The 15630-nt window shown below is 54.5% G+C and carries 13 protein-coding genes; 9 read left to right on the top strand and 4 right to left on the bottom strand.

From position 1 onward, the window contains the following. From C7B16_RS03285 to wzz(fepE), 3 genes are all read left to right on the top strand, one after another. Positions 1-219, top strand: a complete 219-nt coding sequence (locus C7B16_RS03285) for an MbtH family protein (RefSeq protein ID WP_000885802.1) — start codon at positions 1-3, stop codon at positions 217-219. Then, positions 216-4097: an enterobactin non-ribosomal peptide synthetase EntF gene (gene entF, locus C7B16_RS03280; RefSeq protein ID WP_107179356.1), complete on the top strand. Its 3882-nt coding sequence runs from the start codon at positions 216-218 to the stop codon at positions 4095-4097. The genes C7B16_RS03285 and entF overlap by 4 nt, the downstream gene beginning before the upstream one ends. A 215-nt stretch (positions 4098-4312) precedes the next feature. Then, the gene (wzz(fepE), locus tag C7B16_RS03275) at positions 4313-5446 is read left to right on the top strand and encodes an LPS O-antigen length regulator Wzz(fepE) (RefSeq protein ID WP_107179355.1); all 1134 of its coding nucleotides are present in this window, start codon (positions 4313-4315) and stop codon (positions 5444-5446) included. On the opposite strand, the gene fepC is transcribed toward wzz(fepE), so the two are convergent. The 3 genes from fepC to fepD are packed head-to-tail and all read right to left on the bottom strand — an operon-like array spanning position 5443 to position 8248. Continuing rightward, complete coding sequence (fepC, locus tag C7B16_RS03270; protein WP_000140656.1) at positions 5443-6258, bottom strand: iron-enterobactin ABC transporter ATP-binding protein; 816 nt, start codon at positions 6256-6258, stop codon at positions 5443-5445. The two genes, wzz(fepE) and fepC, sit on opposite strands and share 4 nt — an antisense overlap. Further along, positions 6255-7247, bottom strand: coding sequence for an iron-enterobactin ABC transporter permease (gene fepG, locus C7B16_RS03265; RefSeq protein ID WP_000640983.1), 993 nt, complete (start codon positions 7245-7247; stop codon positions 6255-6257). Before fepG ends, fepC begins: the two co-directional genes overlap by 4 nt. After that, entirely contained in the window at positions 7244-8248 is a 1005-nt protein-coding gene (gene fepD / locus C7B16_RS03260) for a Fe(3+)-siderophore ABC transporter permease (protein WP_107179354.1), read from the bottom strand. Before fepD ends, fepG begins: the two co-directional genes overlap by 4 nt. Before the next feature lie 110 nt (positions 8249-8358). On the opposite strand from fepD, the gene entS reads away from it, so the two are divergent. Then, complete coding sequence (gene entS, locus C7B16_RS03255; protein WP_107179353.1) at positions 8359-9609, top strand: enterobactin transporter EntS; 1251 nt, start codon at positions 8359-8361, stop codon at positions 9607-9609. A 3-nt stretch (positions 9610-9612) separates the two neighbouring features. On the opposite strand, the gene fepB is transcribed toward entS, so the two are convergent. Continuing rightward, positions 9613-10569: a Fe2+-enterobactin ABC transporter substrate-binding protein gene (gene fepB / locus C7B16_RS03250; RefSeq protein WP_061090780.1), complete on the bottom strand. Its 957-nt coding sequence runs from the start codon at positions 10567-10569 to the stop codon at positions 9613-9615. A gap of 188 nt (positions 10570-10757) precedes the next feature. On the opposite strand from fepB, the gene entC reads away from it, so the two are divergent. Genes entC through entH form a run of 5 tightly spaced genes read left to right on the top strand, consistent with a single transcriptional unit; the run spans position 10758 to position 15586 of the window. Further along, positions 10758-11933 carry an isochorismate synthase EntC gene (gene entC / locus C7B16_RS03245; RefSeq protein WP_016248453.1) on the top strand — a complete coding sequence of 392 codons (1176 nt, stop codon included), beginning with the start codon at positions 10758-10760 and terminating at the stop codon, positions 11931-11933. Positions 11934-11942: 9 nt separating this feature from the next. Then, complete coding sequence (gene entE / locus C7B16_RS03240; protein WP_061090781.1) at positions 11943-13553, top strand: (2,3-dihydroxybenzoyl)adenylate synthase EntE; 1611 nt, start codon at positions 11943-11945, stop codon at positions 13551-13553. 13 nt (positions 13554-13566) lie between these two features. After that, positions 13567-14424, top strand: a complete 858-nt coding sequence (gene entB, locus C7B16_RS03235) for an enterobactin biosynthesis bifunctional isochorismatase/aryl carrier protein EntB (RefSeq protein WP_107179352.1) — start codon at positions 13567-13569, stop codon at positions 14422-14424. Beyond that, entirely contained in the window at positions 14424-15170 is a 747-nt protein-coding gene (entA, locus tag C7B16_RS03230) for a 2,3-dihydro-2,3-dihydroxybenzoate dehydrogenase EntA (protein ID WP_001011656.1), read from the top strand. Before entB ends, entA begins: the two co-directional genes overlap by 1 nt. Before the next feature lie 2 nt (positions 15171-15172). Beyond that, complete coding sequence (entH, locus tag C7B16_RS03225; RefSeq protein WP_000637956.1) at positions 15173-15586, top strand: proofreading thioesterase EntH; 414 nt, start codon at positions 15173-15175, stop codon at positions 15584-15586. The last annotated feature ends 44 nt before the right edge of the window (positions 15587-15630 follow it).

The following is a 15630-nucleotide window of genomic DNA, read 5'->3' as shown; positions in this document are numbered from 1 at the left end:
ATGGCATTCAGTAATCCCTTCGATGATCCACAGGGAGCGTTTTACGTTTTGCGCAATGCGCAGGGGCAATTTAGTCTGTGGCCGCAACCGTGCGCGTTACCGGCGGGTTGGGACGTTGTTTGTGAACCGCAGTCGCAGCAAGCTTGCCAGCAGTGGCTGGAAGCTAACTGGCATACTCTGACACCCGCGAATTTCACCCAGCCGCAGGAGGCGCAATGAGTCAGCATTTACCTTTGGTTGCAGCGCAATCTGGCATCTGGATGGTAGAAAAACTGTCTGATTTACCTTCCGCCTGGAGCGTGGCGCATTACGTTGAATTAACCGGAGATATTGATGCGCCATTACTGGCCCGCGCGGTGGTTGCCGGGGTAGCACAGGCTGATACGCTGCGGATGCGTTTTACGGAAGATAACGGCGAAGTCTGGCAATGGGTCGATGACGCGATGACGTTCGAACAGCCAGAAATTATCGACCTGCGTACCAACATTGATCCTCACGGCACTGCGCTGGCATTGATGCAGGCTGATTTACACCAAAACCTGCGCGTCGATAGCGGTAAACCGCTGGTGTTTCATCAGCTCATTCAGATTGCGGATAACCGCTGGTACTGGTATCAACGTTATCACCATTTGCTGGTTGATGGCTTCAGTTTCCCGGCGATTACCCGCCAAATTGCCAACATTTACTGCACATGGCTGCGGGGCGAACCAACGCCTGTTTCGCCGTTTACTCCTTTTGCTGAAGTGGTGGAAGAGTACCAGCAGTACCGCGAAAGCGACGCCTGGCAGCGTGATGCAGCATTCTGGGCAGAACAGCGCTGTCAGTTGCCGCCGCCAGCTTCACTCTCTTCCGCACCTTTGCCTGGGCGTAACGCTTCGGCGGATATTCTGCGCCTGAAACTGGAATTTACTGACGGTGAATTCCGCCAACTGGCTACGCAATTACCAGATGTACAACGTACCGATCTGGCTCTTGCACTGGCAGCCTTGTGGCTGGGGCGATTATGCAACCGCATGGACTATGCCGCCGGATTTATTTTTATGCGTCGCCTGGGATCGGCGGCGTTGACGGCAACCGGACCTGTGCTCAACGTTTTGCCATTGGGTATTCACATTGCAGCGCAAGAAACGCTGCCGCAACTGGCAATCCGGCTGGCAGGGCAGTTGAAAAAGATGCGCCGCCATCAACGTTATGATGCGGAACAAATTGTGCGTGACAGCGGACGTGCGGCGGGAGAGGAACCGCTTTTCGGCCCGGTACTCAATATCAAGGTATTTGATTATCAACTGGATATTCCTGGCGTGCAGTCGCAAACTCACACCCTGGCAACCGGTCCGGTTAATGACCTTGAACTGGCGCTGTTCCCGGATGAGCACGGTGATTTGAGTATTGAAATCCTCGCCAATAAACAACGTTACGATGAGTCAACGTTAATCCAGCACGCTGAACGCCTGAAAATGCTGATTGCGCAATTTGCCGCGGATCCGACGCTGTTGTGTGGCGATGTCGATATTATGCTGCCAGACGAATATGCTCAGTTGGCGCAGATCAACGCCACCCAGGTCGATATTCCTGAAACCACACTGAGCGCGCTGGTGGCAGAACAGGCAGCGAAAACGCCGGATGCTCCGGCTCTGGCAGATGCACATTACCAGTTCAGCTATCGGGAAATGCGCGAGCAGGTGGTAGCTCTGGCTAATCTGCTGCGTGAGCGCGGCGTTAAACCCGGCGACAGCGTAGCGGTGGCATTGCCGCGCTCGGTCTTTTTGACCCTGGCATTACATGCGATTGTTGAAGCAGGCGCGGCCTGGTTACCGTTGGATACGGGCTATCCGGACGATCGTCTGAAGATGATGCTGGAAGATGCACGCCCGTCGTTGTTAGTCACCAGCGACGATCAACTGCCGCGCTTTAGCGATGTAGCAAATTTAACCCGCCTTTGCTATAACGCCCCACTTACCCCTCACGACAGTGCGCCACTGCAACTTTCGCAGCCGCACCACACCGCTTATATCATCTTTACTTCCGGTTCTACCGGCAGGCCGAAAGGGGTGATGGTCGGGCAGAAGGCTATCGTTAATCGCCTGTTATGGATGCAAAACCATTACCCACTGACAGGTGAAGATGTCGTTGCTCAAAAAACGCCGTGCAGTTTTGATGTCTCAGTATGGGAATTTTTCTGGCCGTTTATCGCTGGGGCAAAACTGGTAATGGCAGAGCCGGAAGCGCACCGCGATCCGCTCGCTATGCAACGGTTTTTTGCCGAATACGGCGTGACGACCACACACTTTGTACCGTCGATGCTGGCGGCGTTTGTTGCTTCGCTGACAGCGGAAACCGCTCGCCAAAGTTGCGCGACGTTGAAACAGGTGTTCTGTAGTGGCGAAGCATTACCGACCGATTTATGCCGTGAGTGGCAGCAATTAACCGGCACGCCGTTACATAATCTCTACGGCCCTACAGAAGCGGCGGTGGATGTGAGCTGGTATCCGGCCTTTGGCGATGAACTGGCGGCGGTGAGTGGTAGCAGCGTACCGATTGGCTATCCGGTCTGGAACACGGGGCTGCGCATTCTTGATGCAATGATGCATCCAGTACCGCCGGGTGTTGCGGGAGATCTCTATCTCACCGGCATCCAACTGGCGCAGGGTTATCTTGGACGACCCGATCTCACAGCCAGCCGTTTTATTGCCGATCCGTTCGCTCCTGGTGAACGCATGTATCGTACTGGCGATGTGGCTCGCTGGCTGGAAAATGGCGCGGTGGAGTATCTCGGGCGCAGTGATGATCAGCTAAAAATCCGTGGTCAGCGTATTGAACTGGGTGAAATCGATCGCGTGATGCAGGCGCTGCCAGATGTCGAGCAGGCCGTTACCCACGCTTGTGTCATTAACCAGGCGGCAGCAACCGGCGGTGATGCGCGTCAGTTGGTGGGGTATCTGGTGTCGCAATCAGGTTTGCCGCTGGATACCACTGCACTGCAGGCGCAATTGCGCGAAACATTGCCGCCGCATATGGTGCCTGTAGTTCTGCTGCAACTTGCGCAGTTGCCGCTCAGCGCCAATGGCAAGCTGGATCGCAAAGCTCTGCCGTTGCCGGAACTAAAAGCCCATACGTCGGGACGTGCGCTGAAAACGGGCAGTGAATCGATTATTGCTGAAGCGTTTTCGTCATTACTGGGTTGTGACGTGCAGGATGCCGACGCTGATTTCTTCGCTCTTGGCGGTCATTCGCTACTGGCGATGAAACTGGCAGCGCAGTTAAGTCGACAGTTTGCTCGCCAGGTCACACCGGGGCAGGTGATGGTGGCATCAACCGTCGCTAAACTGGCAATGATTATTGATGGCGGAGCAGAAAACGCCCAGCGTCTGGGATTTGAAACCGTTCTTCCACTGCGTGAAAGCAATGGCCCGACGCTGTTCTGTTTCCATCCGGCGTCCGGTTTTGCCTGGCAGTTTAGCGTGCTCTCGCGTTATCTCGACCCACAATGGTCGATTATCGGTATTCAGTCACCGCGCCCCAATGGCCCCATGCAGACGGCGACAAACCTGGATGAAGTATGCGAAGCGCATCTGGCAACATTACTGGCACAACAACCTCGTGGCCCTTATTACTTGCTGGGTTATTCGCTGGGCGGTACGCTGGCGCAGGGTATCGCGGCGCGACTGCGTGCTCGTGGCGAACAGGTAGCATTTCTTGGTTTGCTGGATACCTGGCCACCAGAAACGCAAAACTGGCAGGAAAAAGAAGCCAACGGTCTGGATCCGGAAGTGCTGGCGGAGATTAACCGCGAGCGCGAGGCGTTCCTGGCGGCACAGCAGGGAAGTACTTCAACGGAGCTGTTTACCTCCATTGAAGGCAACTATGCTGATGCGGTGCGATTGTTGACCACTGCTCATAGTGTGCCATTTGATGGTAAAGCCACGCTGTTTGTTGCTGAGCGTACATTACCGGAAGGTGTCAGCCCGGAGCGTGCCTGGTCACCGTGGATTGCAGATCTGGATATTTATCGCCATGATTGCGCGCACGTGGATATTATATCGCCAATGACGTTTGAAAAAATCGGGCCAATAATTCATACGATACTAAATAAATAACTTTATCTTAAATACAAATCCATAATTATGATAAATAATTATGGATTTTATTATTTATCATATTAATACCCCTTGAGTGGATTGACTGAAAATGCTCCAAATATTGCGTTCGTGCGTGTAATTTACAAACTTCAGCTTCGGATAATTCTCACCAACTGGTAAAGTGAGCGCTATGGAGATTTACTCATATTGGACTCATTTTCAGGTTATACCGCATGTCATCACTGAATATTAAGCAGGGAAGTGACTCTCATTTTCCCGATTATCACCTGGCGTCGCCCAGTAATAATGAAATTGATTTACTTAATCTAATCGACGTTTTATGGCGGGCAAAAAAAACGATCATGGCAGTCGTTTTTGCGTTTGCCTGCGCAGGTTTACTTATCTCTTTCATCCTGCCGCAAAAATGGACCAGTTCGGCTGTCATCACCCCTGCAGAGGCTGTTCAGTGGCAAGACCTGGAGAAAACTTTCACTAAACTCCGCGTGCTGGATCTCGATGTCAATATCGACCGCGGCGGTGTTTTCAATCTTTTTATTAAAAAGTTTCAGTCGGTTAGCTTACTGGAAGAGTATCTGCGTTCATCACCTTATGTTATGGACCAACTAAAAGAGGCGAAAATCGACGAACTGGATTTGCATCGCGCTATTGTCGCATTGAGCGAAAAAATGAAAGCGGTTGATGACAATGCCAGTAAGAAAAAAGATGAGCCGACACTTTATACTTCCTGGACGCTAAGTTTTACCGCGCCCACCAGTGAAGAAGCCCAGACCGTTCTGGCAGGGTATATCGATTATATCTCTACGTTGGTGGTGAAAGAGTCGCTAGAAAATGTGCGTAATAAACTGGAAATTAAAACCCAGTTCGAAAAAGAAAAACTGGCCCAGGATCGGATTAAAACCAGAAACCATCTTGATGCAAACATTCAGCGCCTCAATTACTCACTCGATATTGCTAATGCGGCAGGAATTAAAAAACCCGTTTACAGTAATGGTCAGGCAGTAAAAGACGACCCTGAGTTCTCTATTTCTCTCGGCGCAGACGGTATTGAGCGTAAACTGGAAATTGAAAAAGCGGTCACCGATGTTGCCGAACTGAACGGTGATTTACGTAATCGCCAGTATCTTGTTGAGCAATTAACAAAAGCAAATGTCAGCGATGTCAATTTTACGCCGTTTAAATATCAGTTGCGTCCGAGTTTGCCGGTGAAAAAAGACGGTCCTGGCAAAGCGATTATTGTGATCCTTGCCGCGTTGGTCGGCGGTATGGTTGCGTGTGGCAGCGTGCTTTTGCGCTATGCAATGGCATCCAGAAAACAGGATGCCATGATGGAAGGCCACTTAGTTTAAATCTTCGCGGTTGAAGGTGCCGTTCGTCCGAGCGGCACCACCAATGGTGTTCCTGCCACGGGATCATCAATAATCATGCAGCGCAAACCATAGATACGCTCAATTAATTCGGCAGTGACAATCTCCTTAGGCGCACCCTGGGCGATAATTTTTCCTTCTCGCAGCGCAATCAAATGGCTGGCGTAACGACAGGCCTGGTTGAGATCGTGCAGCACCGCAGCCAGCGTATAGCCTTTCTCGCGGTTTAGTTCACTGAGCAACTCCAGCAAATCAATCTGATGACTGATATCCAGCCAGGTCGTTGGCTCATCGAGCAACATAATCGCCGTTTCCTGGGCCAGCACCATCGCGATCCACGCTCGCTGTCGTTGCCCGCCGGAGAGGGTATCCACGCTTTGATTCGCCAGATGAGTAATTCCCGTGGCCTGCATCGCTTTTGTAACCGCCTCTTCATCTTCTTTCCGCCAGCGGGTAAACAACGGCTGATGCGGATAGCGCCCACGCGCTACCAGCTCCTGAACGGTGATGTCGCCCGGCGTGGTAGCGTTTTGCGCCAGCAGACCAATCCGGCGTGCGACCTCTTTACTGGCGAAACGCTGAATCTGTTCGCCATCCAGCCAGACATGCCCGTGAGCGGGTGTCATCAGACGGCTTAACGTGCGCAGCAACGTGGATTTACCGCAGCCGTTTGGCCCGATAATCGCCGTGAAATGACCGTCAGGGATCTCTACGGTCAGATTTTCTGCAACGGTATATTTGCCATATCCCAGGGTTAACTGCTCGCCGCGCAAACGGGCTACTGATTCGGTCATTTTTTGCGAGACTCCTGAATTAACAAGACGATAAGGTAAATACCGCCGAGGCTGACGGTGACGACGCCAACCGGAAGTTGATACGGCATAAACAGTTGCTGAGCGCAGAGGTCTGCTGCCAGCAGTAACAGCGCGCCACATAGCGCCGCCTGGGTCAGCCCCCAGCGAGCGGTGCCGCTAATGCGTCGGGCAATATGCGGCGCGACCAGCGCAATAAAGGAGATCGGCCCCGCCAGTGCAGTTGCAGCAGCGGTAAGCACCACCGCCACCAGCATCATTAACAGACGCGAGCGTTCGACGCTGACGCCCAACGCGCAGGCGGTATCATCGCCCATCTCCAGCAAGCGCATCCGCCTTACCAGCAAGGCTGCGGCAATTAACATCAAAATAATGATTGGTGCGGAAGGCCAGGTTTTCGCCCATGTCAGGCCGTTGAGCGAGCCGGCATTCCACAAACCCGCCGTTAGCGCCGTCTCTAATGAGGCTTTAAGCAATAGCCAGGTATTAAAGGCCACCAGCATGGCGCGAACGCCGATACCGATAATAATCAGGCGAAAGGTGTCGATACCGTTACGCCAGGCGAGCAGCCAGACCAGTAGTGAAGTGACAATGCCACCCGCCATTGCTGCCAGGGCGATAGCCGTCAGGTCCTGACCAAACAGTACCATCGCCACCAGCACGCCGCTCCACGCCCCGGTGTTAAAGCCCATCACGTCAGGGCTGCCGAGTGGGTTACGCATCAGCGACTGAAAAATAGCGCCGCTGACGCCCAGCGCCGCGCCAATTAACAGCGCCATCAGCACGCGCGGTAAGCGCCATTCGGTGACGACCATTGTCATACTGCGGGGAGCATCATCCATCAGCGCGGCGAATACCTGCGATGTTTCCAGTGTCACAGCACCACTGCGTAATCCCCAGATGCCCGCCACGATACAGGCGGTAATCAGCAACAAACAGGTTATGAGTAATCTGCGAGAGACGTAAATCATGCGCCACCTCGCGTTTTACGTCGGACGAGGAAGATTAATACCGGTGCGCCAATAAAGGCGCTGACCACGGAAACGCGCAGCTCGCCGGGCACAATCACACGCCCGATGATATCGGCAAACAGCAGCAGGACAGGCGTGGCGAGTAGTGTAACGGGGACTGACCAGCGATGATCTGCTCCTACCAACCAGCGCGCCATATGCGGCATCATCAGGCCAATAAAGGCAATCGGACCCACCACTGCCGTCGCACTACCGCAAAGCACGGTAATCGCCAGCAGACCAATCAACTGTGTGCGCGCTACGCGGCTACCCAGCGCCGTCGCGGTGTCGTTTCCCAGACTTAAACTATTCAACGCACGACTCAGTAAGAGTGCGGTTGCTCCGGCGATCAGCACCGGGAGCAGCACCACTTTTAAGGTATGGAGGTTGCGAATATCCAGTGAACCGGCTTGCCAGAAACGCAACTGATCGTAGACGTCAGGATTAAGCAGGGCGATGCCGCTGGTCAGCCCTTCCAGCACCGCCGCCAGCGCCACGCCCGCCAGGGTTAAACGCACCGGACTTAACTGCCCGCCGCCCTGGCTGCCGGTAAAGGCAACAATTAACGAGGCCACCAGCGCGCCAGCGAAAGCCATCGCCAGTTGTTCCTGGGCGGAAGAGTAACCAAACAGCGCTGCGCCGAGCACAATGGCAAAGCTGGCTCCGGCGTTCACGCCAAGCAAACCGGGATCGGCAAGCGGGTTTCGGGTGAGGGTTTGCATTAACGCCCCGGCAAGGCCAAGCGCTCCGCCCGCCAGCAATCCGGCAAGGGTGCGCGGTAGTCTGGCGTCGAGCACGATGGTGCAGTCGGCGCTCTGGCAGGTGCCGGAGAGTGCCTCCAGGACCACGGAGGCGGGGAGTGATTTTGCCCCAATGAGCAGGCTTAATGCCGTCGCGATAATCAGTAATAACAGCAATCCGGGCACGGCAATGGCGCGTGTCACGGCAACAGAACCAGACATACGAACTTCCATGATAATGAAATTAATTATCGTTATCGATCTTATTTGGATATGTTAGCATGTGCAGCCTAAGAATAGGTATTTAAAATATTTGATGGCAAGGCATTGTAATGAATAAACAATCCTGGCTGCTTAACCTCAGCCTGTTGAAAACGCACCCGGCGTTTCGCGCAGTATTCCTCGCTCGTTTTATCTCAATTGTTTCTCTGGGGTTGCTCGGCGTCGCGGTGCCGGTGCAGATCCAGATGATGACGAATTCCACCTGGCAGGTTGGGCTTTCAGTGATGCTGACCGGAGGCGCGATGTTTGTCGGTCTGATGGTCGGTGGTGTGCTGGCGGATCGTTATGAGCGCAAAAAAGTGATTTTGCTGGCGCGCGGCACCTGTGGCATTGGCTTTATTGGTCTGTGCCTGAACGCGCTGTTGCCGGAGTCATCACTATTGGCAATCTATTTACTCGGTTTATGGGATGGTTTTTTTGCCTCGCTGGGCGTTACGGCGCTGCTGGCGGCAACGCCTGCGCTAGTTGGGCGGGAAAACTTAATGCAGGCCGGGGCGATTACCATGTTGACCGTGCGCCTGGGATCGGTAATTTCGCCCATGATGGGTGGCTTACTGCTGGCGACTGGCGGCGTCGCCTGGAACTACGGGCTGGCGGCGGCAGGAACGTTCATCACTTTACTGCCTCTGTTAAGCCTTCCGGCACTGCCGCCGCCACCGCAGCCGCGTGAGCATCCGCTGAAATCGCTTCTGGCAGCCTTTCGTTTTCTGCTCGCCAGCCCGCTGGTGGGCGGCATTGCGCTGTTGGGTGGGTTGTTGACGATGGCGAGTGCGGTGCGGGTACTGTATCCGGCGCTGGCAATCAACTGGCAGATGTCGGCGGCGCAGATTGGCTTTCTCTATGCGGCAATTCCGCTCGGTGCGGCAATCGGGGCGTTGACTAGCGGGAAACTGACGCATAGCGTGCGGCCAGGATTGTTAATGCTGCTTTCCACATTAGGTTCATTTCTCGCCATTGGTTTGTTTGGCCTGATGCCAATGTGGATTCCGGGCGTGGTTTGTCTGGCGCTGTTCGGCTGGCTGAGCGCGGTCAGTTCGTTGCTGCAATATACAATGCTGCAAACGCAAACTCCGGAAGCGATGTTAGGGCGGATTAACGGTTTGTGGACGGCGCAGAACGTGACGGGCGATGCGATTGGTGCGGCGTTGCTGGGCGGTCTGGGGGCGATGATGACACCGGTTACATCCGCCAGTGTCAGTGGCTTTGGCTTGTTGATTATCGGTGTATTGTTGTTGCTGGTGCTGGTGGAGTTGCGCCGTTTTCGCCAGACGCCACCACAAGCGGCAGCGTCCGACAGTTAATGCTTAGAACAGCGCCTTAAGTCGTTCCAGCACTTGCATGGCGCTGTAGTAATCCAGACGGAACGTCTCGGTTCCCAGTGCATAAACCTGCTTGTTCTGTACTGCAGGCAGGTGCGCGAGCAGCGGATTAGCATAAATTGCATCGGCATCTTTCTGATCGCCGGCGAACAGGAACAGCGACTCACCGTTTAACCCGGCAGCCAGATTTTCTCCACCAAGCTGAATGATGTCATGGCGTTTGCCCTGACTTTGACTGGCGTTTAAGCCCGCTGGCAGTTTCGCCAGCGTAAAGCCGAGTTGTTCCAGCATCTGCCCTTGTGCTGATTCCGGCGTCCAGAGATTGGCACTGTGTGCAGCGGCGGTATAGACAATGGCAGTGACCGGCTGCGGCGGTAATTTGATTTGCTCTTTCGCTGCCGTCAGTTGTTTATCAAACTGCGCAATTCTTTCTGCCGCCTGTTTCTCATGCCCGGTAATTTCGCCAAGTTGCGTTAACAGCGACTGCCAGCTTTTGTCGTCGTAATTGATAATTAACGTCGGCGCGATGGTGGAAAGCTGATCGTACAGTGGCATTGCAGAATCGCCGCCGGTTGCGCTAATCAAAATCAGATCCGGCATTTGTGCGGCTACCGCTTCGGCGTTCGGTTCTCCGATATAGAGGCGCTGCAGTTTGCGTTCCTTCGCAACATCGCTCCACTGGCGCAAGAATCCCTGGTCGTCCGCGACGCGGTTATTCGGTGTAGTTGCACCACTGGCAATCACCGGAGCGTCTATCGCCAGCAGCGACCCCGTCAGCGTGACGCTGGTTGAGACGATGCGCTGTGGCTGGCTTTCCAGCGTATGGCTGCCGCGGCTGTCAGTCACCTGACGCGGCCAGTCGGCGGCCTGCACTGCGGATATTCCTGAAAGCAAAAGTCCTGCTAAGAAAAGGGTCTTACGGTAGAGCGGGGCGAGTCTCACGAATCAGCGTCCTGTTATTAGTGAAGTTAATGCTTCTCATTTTCATTGTAACGACAAGCAGATGCAAGCCCGAGTCGTAGATTGTGTTGCGGCAAGAGTTGACATAGTGGCTGTTTGCTTTTAGGTTAGCGACCGAAAATATAAATGATAATCATTATTAAAGCCTTTATCATTTTGTGGAGGATGATATGGATACGTCACTGGCTGAGGAAGTACAGCAGACCATGGCAACACTTGCGCCCAATCGCTTTTTCTTTATGTCGCCGTACCGCAGTTTTACGACGTCAGGATGTTTCGCCCGCTTTGATGAACCGGCTGTGAACGGGGATTCGCCAGACAGTCCCTTCCAGCAAAGACTCACCGCCCTGTTTGCTAATGCCAAATCGCAGGGCATTAAAAATCCAGTGATGGTTGGGGCAATCCCCTTCGATCCACGTCAACCTTCATCGCTGTATATTCCCGAATCCTGGCAGCCATTCTCCCGCCAGGAAAAACAAGCTTCTGCGCGCCGTTTTACCCGCAGCCAGTCGCTGAATGTGGTTGAACGGCAGGCAATTCCGGAACAAGCCACGTTTGAACAGATGGTTGCCCGTGCTGCCGCACTTACCGCCACACCGCAAGTCGACAAAGTGGTGTTGTCACGGTTGATTGATATCACCACCGATGCCGCCATCGACAGCGGCGTACTGCTGGAACGGTTGATCGCGCAAAACCCGGTTAGTTACAACTTCCATGTGCCGCTGGCCGATGGTGGCGTCCTGCTCGGAGCCAGCCCGGAACTGCTGTTGCGTAAAGATGGCGAGCGTTTTAGCTCGATTCCGTTAGCCGGTTCCGCGCGTCGTCAGCCGGATGAAGTGCTCGATCGCGAAGCGGGTAATCGTCTGCTGGCGTCGGAAAAAGATCGCCATGAACATGAACTGGTGACCCAGGCGATGAAAGAGGTACTGCGCGAGCGCAGCAGTGAGTTACACGTTCCCTCCTCTCCACAATTGATCACCACGCCGACGCTGTGGCATCTCGCAACGCCCTTTGAAGGTAAAGCGAATTCGCAAGAAAACGCACTGACGCTGGCCTGTCTGCTGCATCCGACCCCCGCGCTGAGCGGTTTCCCGCATCAGGCCGCGACCCAGGTTATTGCTGAACTGGAGCCGTTCGACCGCGAACTGTTTGGCGGCATTGTTGGCTGGTGCGACAGCGAAGGTAACGGCGAGTGGGTGGTGACCATCCGCTGCGCGAAGCTGCGGGAAAATCAGGTGCGTCTGTTTGCCGGTGCGGGGATTGTGCCTGCGTCGTCACCGCTGGGGGAGTGGCGCGAAACGGGCGTCAAACTTTCTACCATGTTGAATGTTTTTGGATTGCATTAAGGAGTGAGGATGAGCATTCCATTCACCCGCTGGCCGGAAGAATTTGCCCGTCGCTATCGGGAAAAAGGCTACTGGCAGGATTTGCCACTAACTGACATTCTGACGCGACATGCTGAGAGTGACAGCGTCGCGGTTATCGACGGCGAGCGGCAGTTGAGTTATCGCCAGTTGAATCAAGCGGCTGATAACCTCGCGTGTAGTTTGCGCCGTCAGGGCATTAAACCTGGTGAAACCGCGCTGGTACACTTAGGTAACGTCGCTGAACTTTACATTACCTTTTTCGCGTTGCTGAAACTGGGCGTTGCGCCGGTGCTGGCGCTGTTCAGCCATCAGCGTAGCGAACTGAACGCCTATGCCAGCCAGATTGAACCGGCATTACTGATTGCCGATCGCCAACATGCGCTGTTTAGCGGGGATGATTTCCTCAATACATTTGTTGCAGAGCATTCCTCCATTCGCGTGGTGCAACTGCTGAACGACAGCGGCGAGCACAATTTGCAGGATGCGATTAACCACCCGGCAGACGGTTTTACTGCCACGCCGTCGCCTGCCGATGAAGTGGCGTATTTCCAGCTTTCCGGCGGCACGACCGGCACGCCGAAGTTGATCCCGCGTACCCATAATGACTATTACTACAGTGTGCGCCGTAGCGTCGAGATTTGTCAGTTCACGCAACAGACACGCTACCTGTGCGCGATTCCGGCGGCTCACAATTACGCCATGAGTTCGCCTGGAGCGCTGGGGGTTTTTCTCGCAGGCGGCACTGTGGTTCTGGCGGACGATCCCAGCGCCACGCTCTGTTTCCCATTGATTGCCAAACATCAGGTTAACGTTACCGCACTGGTGCCACCGGCAGTCAGCCTGTGGTTACAGGCATTGAGCGAGGGCGAAAGCCGGGCGCAACTCGCCTCGTTAAAACTGTTACAGGTCGGCGGCGCGCGTCTTTCTGCCACGTTGGCGGCGCGTATTCCCGCAGAGATTGGCTGCCAGTTGCAGCAGGTGTTTGGCATGGCGGAAGGGCTGGTGAACTACACCCGTCTTGATGATAGCGCGGAGAAAATTATCCATACCCAGGGCTACCCAATGTGTCCGGACGATGAAGTGTGGGTTGCCGATGCCGACGGAAATCCATTGCCACAAGGGGAAGTCGGGCGTCTGATGACGCGTGGGCCGTATACCTTCCGCGGTTATTACAAAAGCCCGCAGCACAATGCCAGTGCCTTTGACGCCAACGGTTTTTACTGTTCCGGTGATCTGATCTCCATAGATCCAGACGGTTACATCACTGTGCAGGGGCGCGAGAAAGATCAGATCAACCGTGGCGGTGAGAAGATCGCTGCCGAAGAGATCGAAAACCTGTTACTGCGCCATCCGGCGGTGATCTATGCCGCGCTGGTGAGCATGGAAGATGAGCTGATGGGCGAAAAAAGCTGCGCTTATCTGGTGGTAAAAGAGCCGCTGCGTGCGGTGCAGGTGCGTCGTTTCCTGCGTGAACAGGGTATTGCCGAATTTAAATTACCGGATCGCGTGGAGTGTGTGGATTCACTTCCGCTGACGGCGGTCGGGAAAGTCGATAAAAAACAATTACGTCAGTGGCTGGCATCACGCGCATCAGCCTGAAGGAGAGAACACGATGGCTATTCCAAAATTACAGGCTTACGCACTGCCGGAGTCTCACGATATTCCGCAAAATAAAGTCGACTGGGCCTTTGAACCGCAACGTGCTGCGCTATTAATCCATGATATGCAAGACTATTTTGTCAGCTTCTGGGGCGATAACTGCCCGATGATGGAGCAGGTGATCACTAATATTGCCGCCCTGCGTGACTACTGTAAGCAACACAATATTCCGGTTTATTACACTGCCCAGCCAAAAGAGCAGAGCGATGAAGATCGGGCGCTGCTGAATGATATGTGGGGGCCGGGCCTGACGCGTTCGCCGGAACAACAAAAGGTGGTGGATCGCCTGACGCCAGATGCTGACGATACAGTGCTGGTGAAGTGGCGCTACAGCGCGTTTCATCGTTCCCCGCTGGAACAAATGCTTAAAGAGAGCGGACGTAACCAACTGATTATTACCGGAGTGTATGCGCACATCGGTTGTATGACCACTGCGACCGACGCGTTTATGCGCGATATTAAACCGTTTATGGTGGCTGATGCGTTGGCCGATTTCAGCCGTGACGAGCATTTGATGTCGCTGAAATATGTTGCCGGGCGTTCCGGTCGGGTGGTGATGACTGAAGAGTTACTGCCAGCACCGATCCCTGCCAGTAAAGCGGAGCTGCGCGAGGTGATTCTGCCGTTGCTGGATGAATCCGATGAACCGTTTGATGACGACAACCTGATCGACTACGGTCTGGATTCGGTGCGCATGATGGCGCTGGCGGCGCGCTGGCGCAAAGTGCATGGCGATATCGATTTTGTCATGCTGGCGAAAAATCCGACCATCGACGCCTGGTGGAAGCTACTCTCTCGCGAGGTGAAATAATGAATTTCAGCGGCAAAAATGTCTGGGTAACCGGCGCGGGGAAAGGCATCGGCTATGCCACGGCGCTGGCGTTTGTTGAAGCGGGAGCAAAAGTCACAGGCTTTGATCGGGCATTCACGCTGGAGCATTATCCCTTTGCGACTGAAGTGCTGGATGTTGCTGATGCCGGGCAGGTGGCGCAAGTCTGCCAGCGGCTGTTAGGCGAAACGCAGCGCCTGGACGTGCTGGTCAATGCGGCAGGAATTTTGCGCATGGGCGCGACAGACCAACTGAGTAAAGAGGACTGGCAGCAGACTTTTGCGGTCAACGTCGGCGGTGCGTTTAACCTGTTTCAACAGACCATGAATCAGTTTCGCCGTCAGCGGGGTGGAGCGATTGTTACGGTAGCGTCCGATGCCGCACACACGCCGCGTATTGGTATGAGTGCTTATGGCGCGTCGAAAGCGGCGCTGAAAAGTCTGGCGTTGAGCGTCGGGCTGGAACTGGCAGGTAGTGGAGTACGTTGCAACGTGGTTTCGCCGGGTTCCACCGACACCGACATGCAACGCACGCTGTGGGTGAGCGATGACGCGGAAGAGCAGCGTATTCGCGGCTTTGGTGAGCAGTTTAAGCTTGGCATTCCACTGGGGAAAATCGCCCGTCCGCAGGAGATAGCCAACACGATTTTGTTCCTCGCCTCCGATCTCGCCAGCCATATCACGCTACAGGATATCGTGGTGGATGGCGGCTCAACGCTGGGAGCATAACTGTGATCTGGAAACGTCATTTGACCCTGGATGAACTGAACGCTACCAGCGATAACACGATGGTGGCGCATCTGGGAATTGTTTACACCCGTCTGGGTGATGATGTGCTGGAAGCCGAAATGCCGGTCGATACCCGTACTCATCAGCCGTTTGGTCTGCTGCACGGCGGCGCGTCGGCGGCGCTGGCAGAAACGTTGGGATCGATGGCTGGATTTATGATGACTCGCGACGGGCAGTGCGTGGTGGGGACGGAACTTAATGCCACCCATCATCGCCCTGTCTCGCAGGGAAAGGTGCGTGGCGTCTGTCAGCCGCTGTATCTTGGGCGACAAAATCAGAGCTGGGAGATTGTCGTTTTCGATGAACAGGGACGGCGTTGCTGCACCTGTCGGCTGGGTACGGCGGTTTTGGGATGAACCCGACAGAATAAAATGAGATTGCAGGAAAACTCGGTTAATGG

Origin of the sequence: Escherichia sp. 20412-1, assembly GCF_003027595.1 — a bacterium.
Lineage (GTDB): Bacteria > Pseudomonadota > Gammaproteobacteria > Enterobacterales > Enterobacteriaceae > Escherichia > Escherichia marmotae.
This window is presented reverse-complemented; position numbering and strand designations above follow the sequence as displayed.

Bases quoted from the DNA above. Each gene is read 5' to 3' on its own strand.
- C7B16_RS03285 (WP_000885802.1), top strand. From the start codon at position 1: ATGGCATTCAGTAATCCCTTCGATGATCCACAGGGAGCGTTTTACGTT.
- entF (WP_107179356.1), top strand. From the start codon at position 216: ATGAGTCAGCATTTACCTTTGGTTGCAGCGCAATCTGGCATCTGGATG.
- fepC (WP_000140656.1), bottom strand. From the start codon at position 6,258: ATGACCGAATCAGTAGCCCGTTTGCGCGGCGAGCAGTTAACCCTGGGA.
- fepG (WP_000640983.1), bottom strand. From the start codon at position 7,247: ATGATTTACGTCTCTCGCAGATTACTCATAACCTGTTTGTTGCTGATT.
- fepD (WP_107179354.1), bottom strand. From the start codon at position 8,248: ATGTCTGGTTCTGTTGCCGTGACACGCGCCATTGCCGTGCCCGGATTG.
- entS (WP_107179353.1), top strand. From the start codon at position 8,359: ATGAATAAACAATCCTGGCTGCTTAACCTCAGCCTGTTGAAAACGCAC.
- entC (WP_016248453.1), top strand. From the start codon at position 10,758: ATGGATACGTCACTGGCTGAGGAAGTACAGCAGACCATGGCAACACTT.
- entE (WP_061090781.1), top strand. From the start codon at position 11,943: ATGAGCATTCCATTCACCCGCTGGCCGGAAGAATTTGCCCGTCGCTAT.
- entB (WP_107179352.1), top strand. From the start codon at position 13,567: ATGGCTATTCCAAAATTACAGGCTTACGCACTGCCGGAGTCTCACGAT.
- entA (WP_001011656.1), top strand. From the start codon at position 14,424: ATGAATTTCAGCGGCAAAAATGTCTGGGTAACCGGCGCGGGGAAAGGC.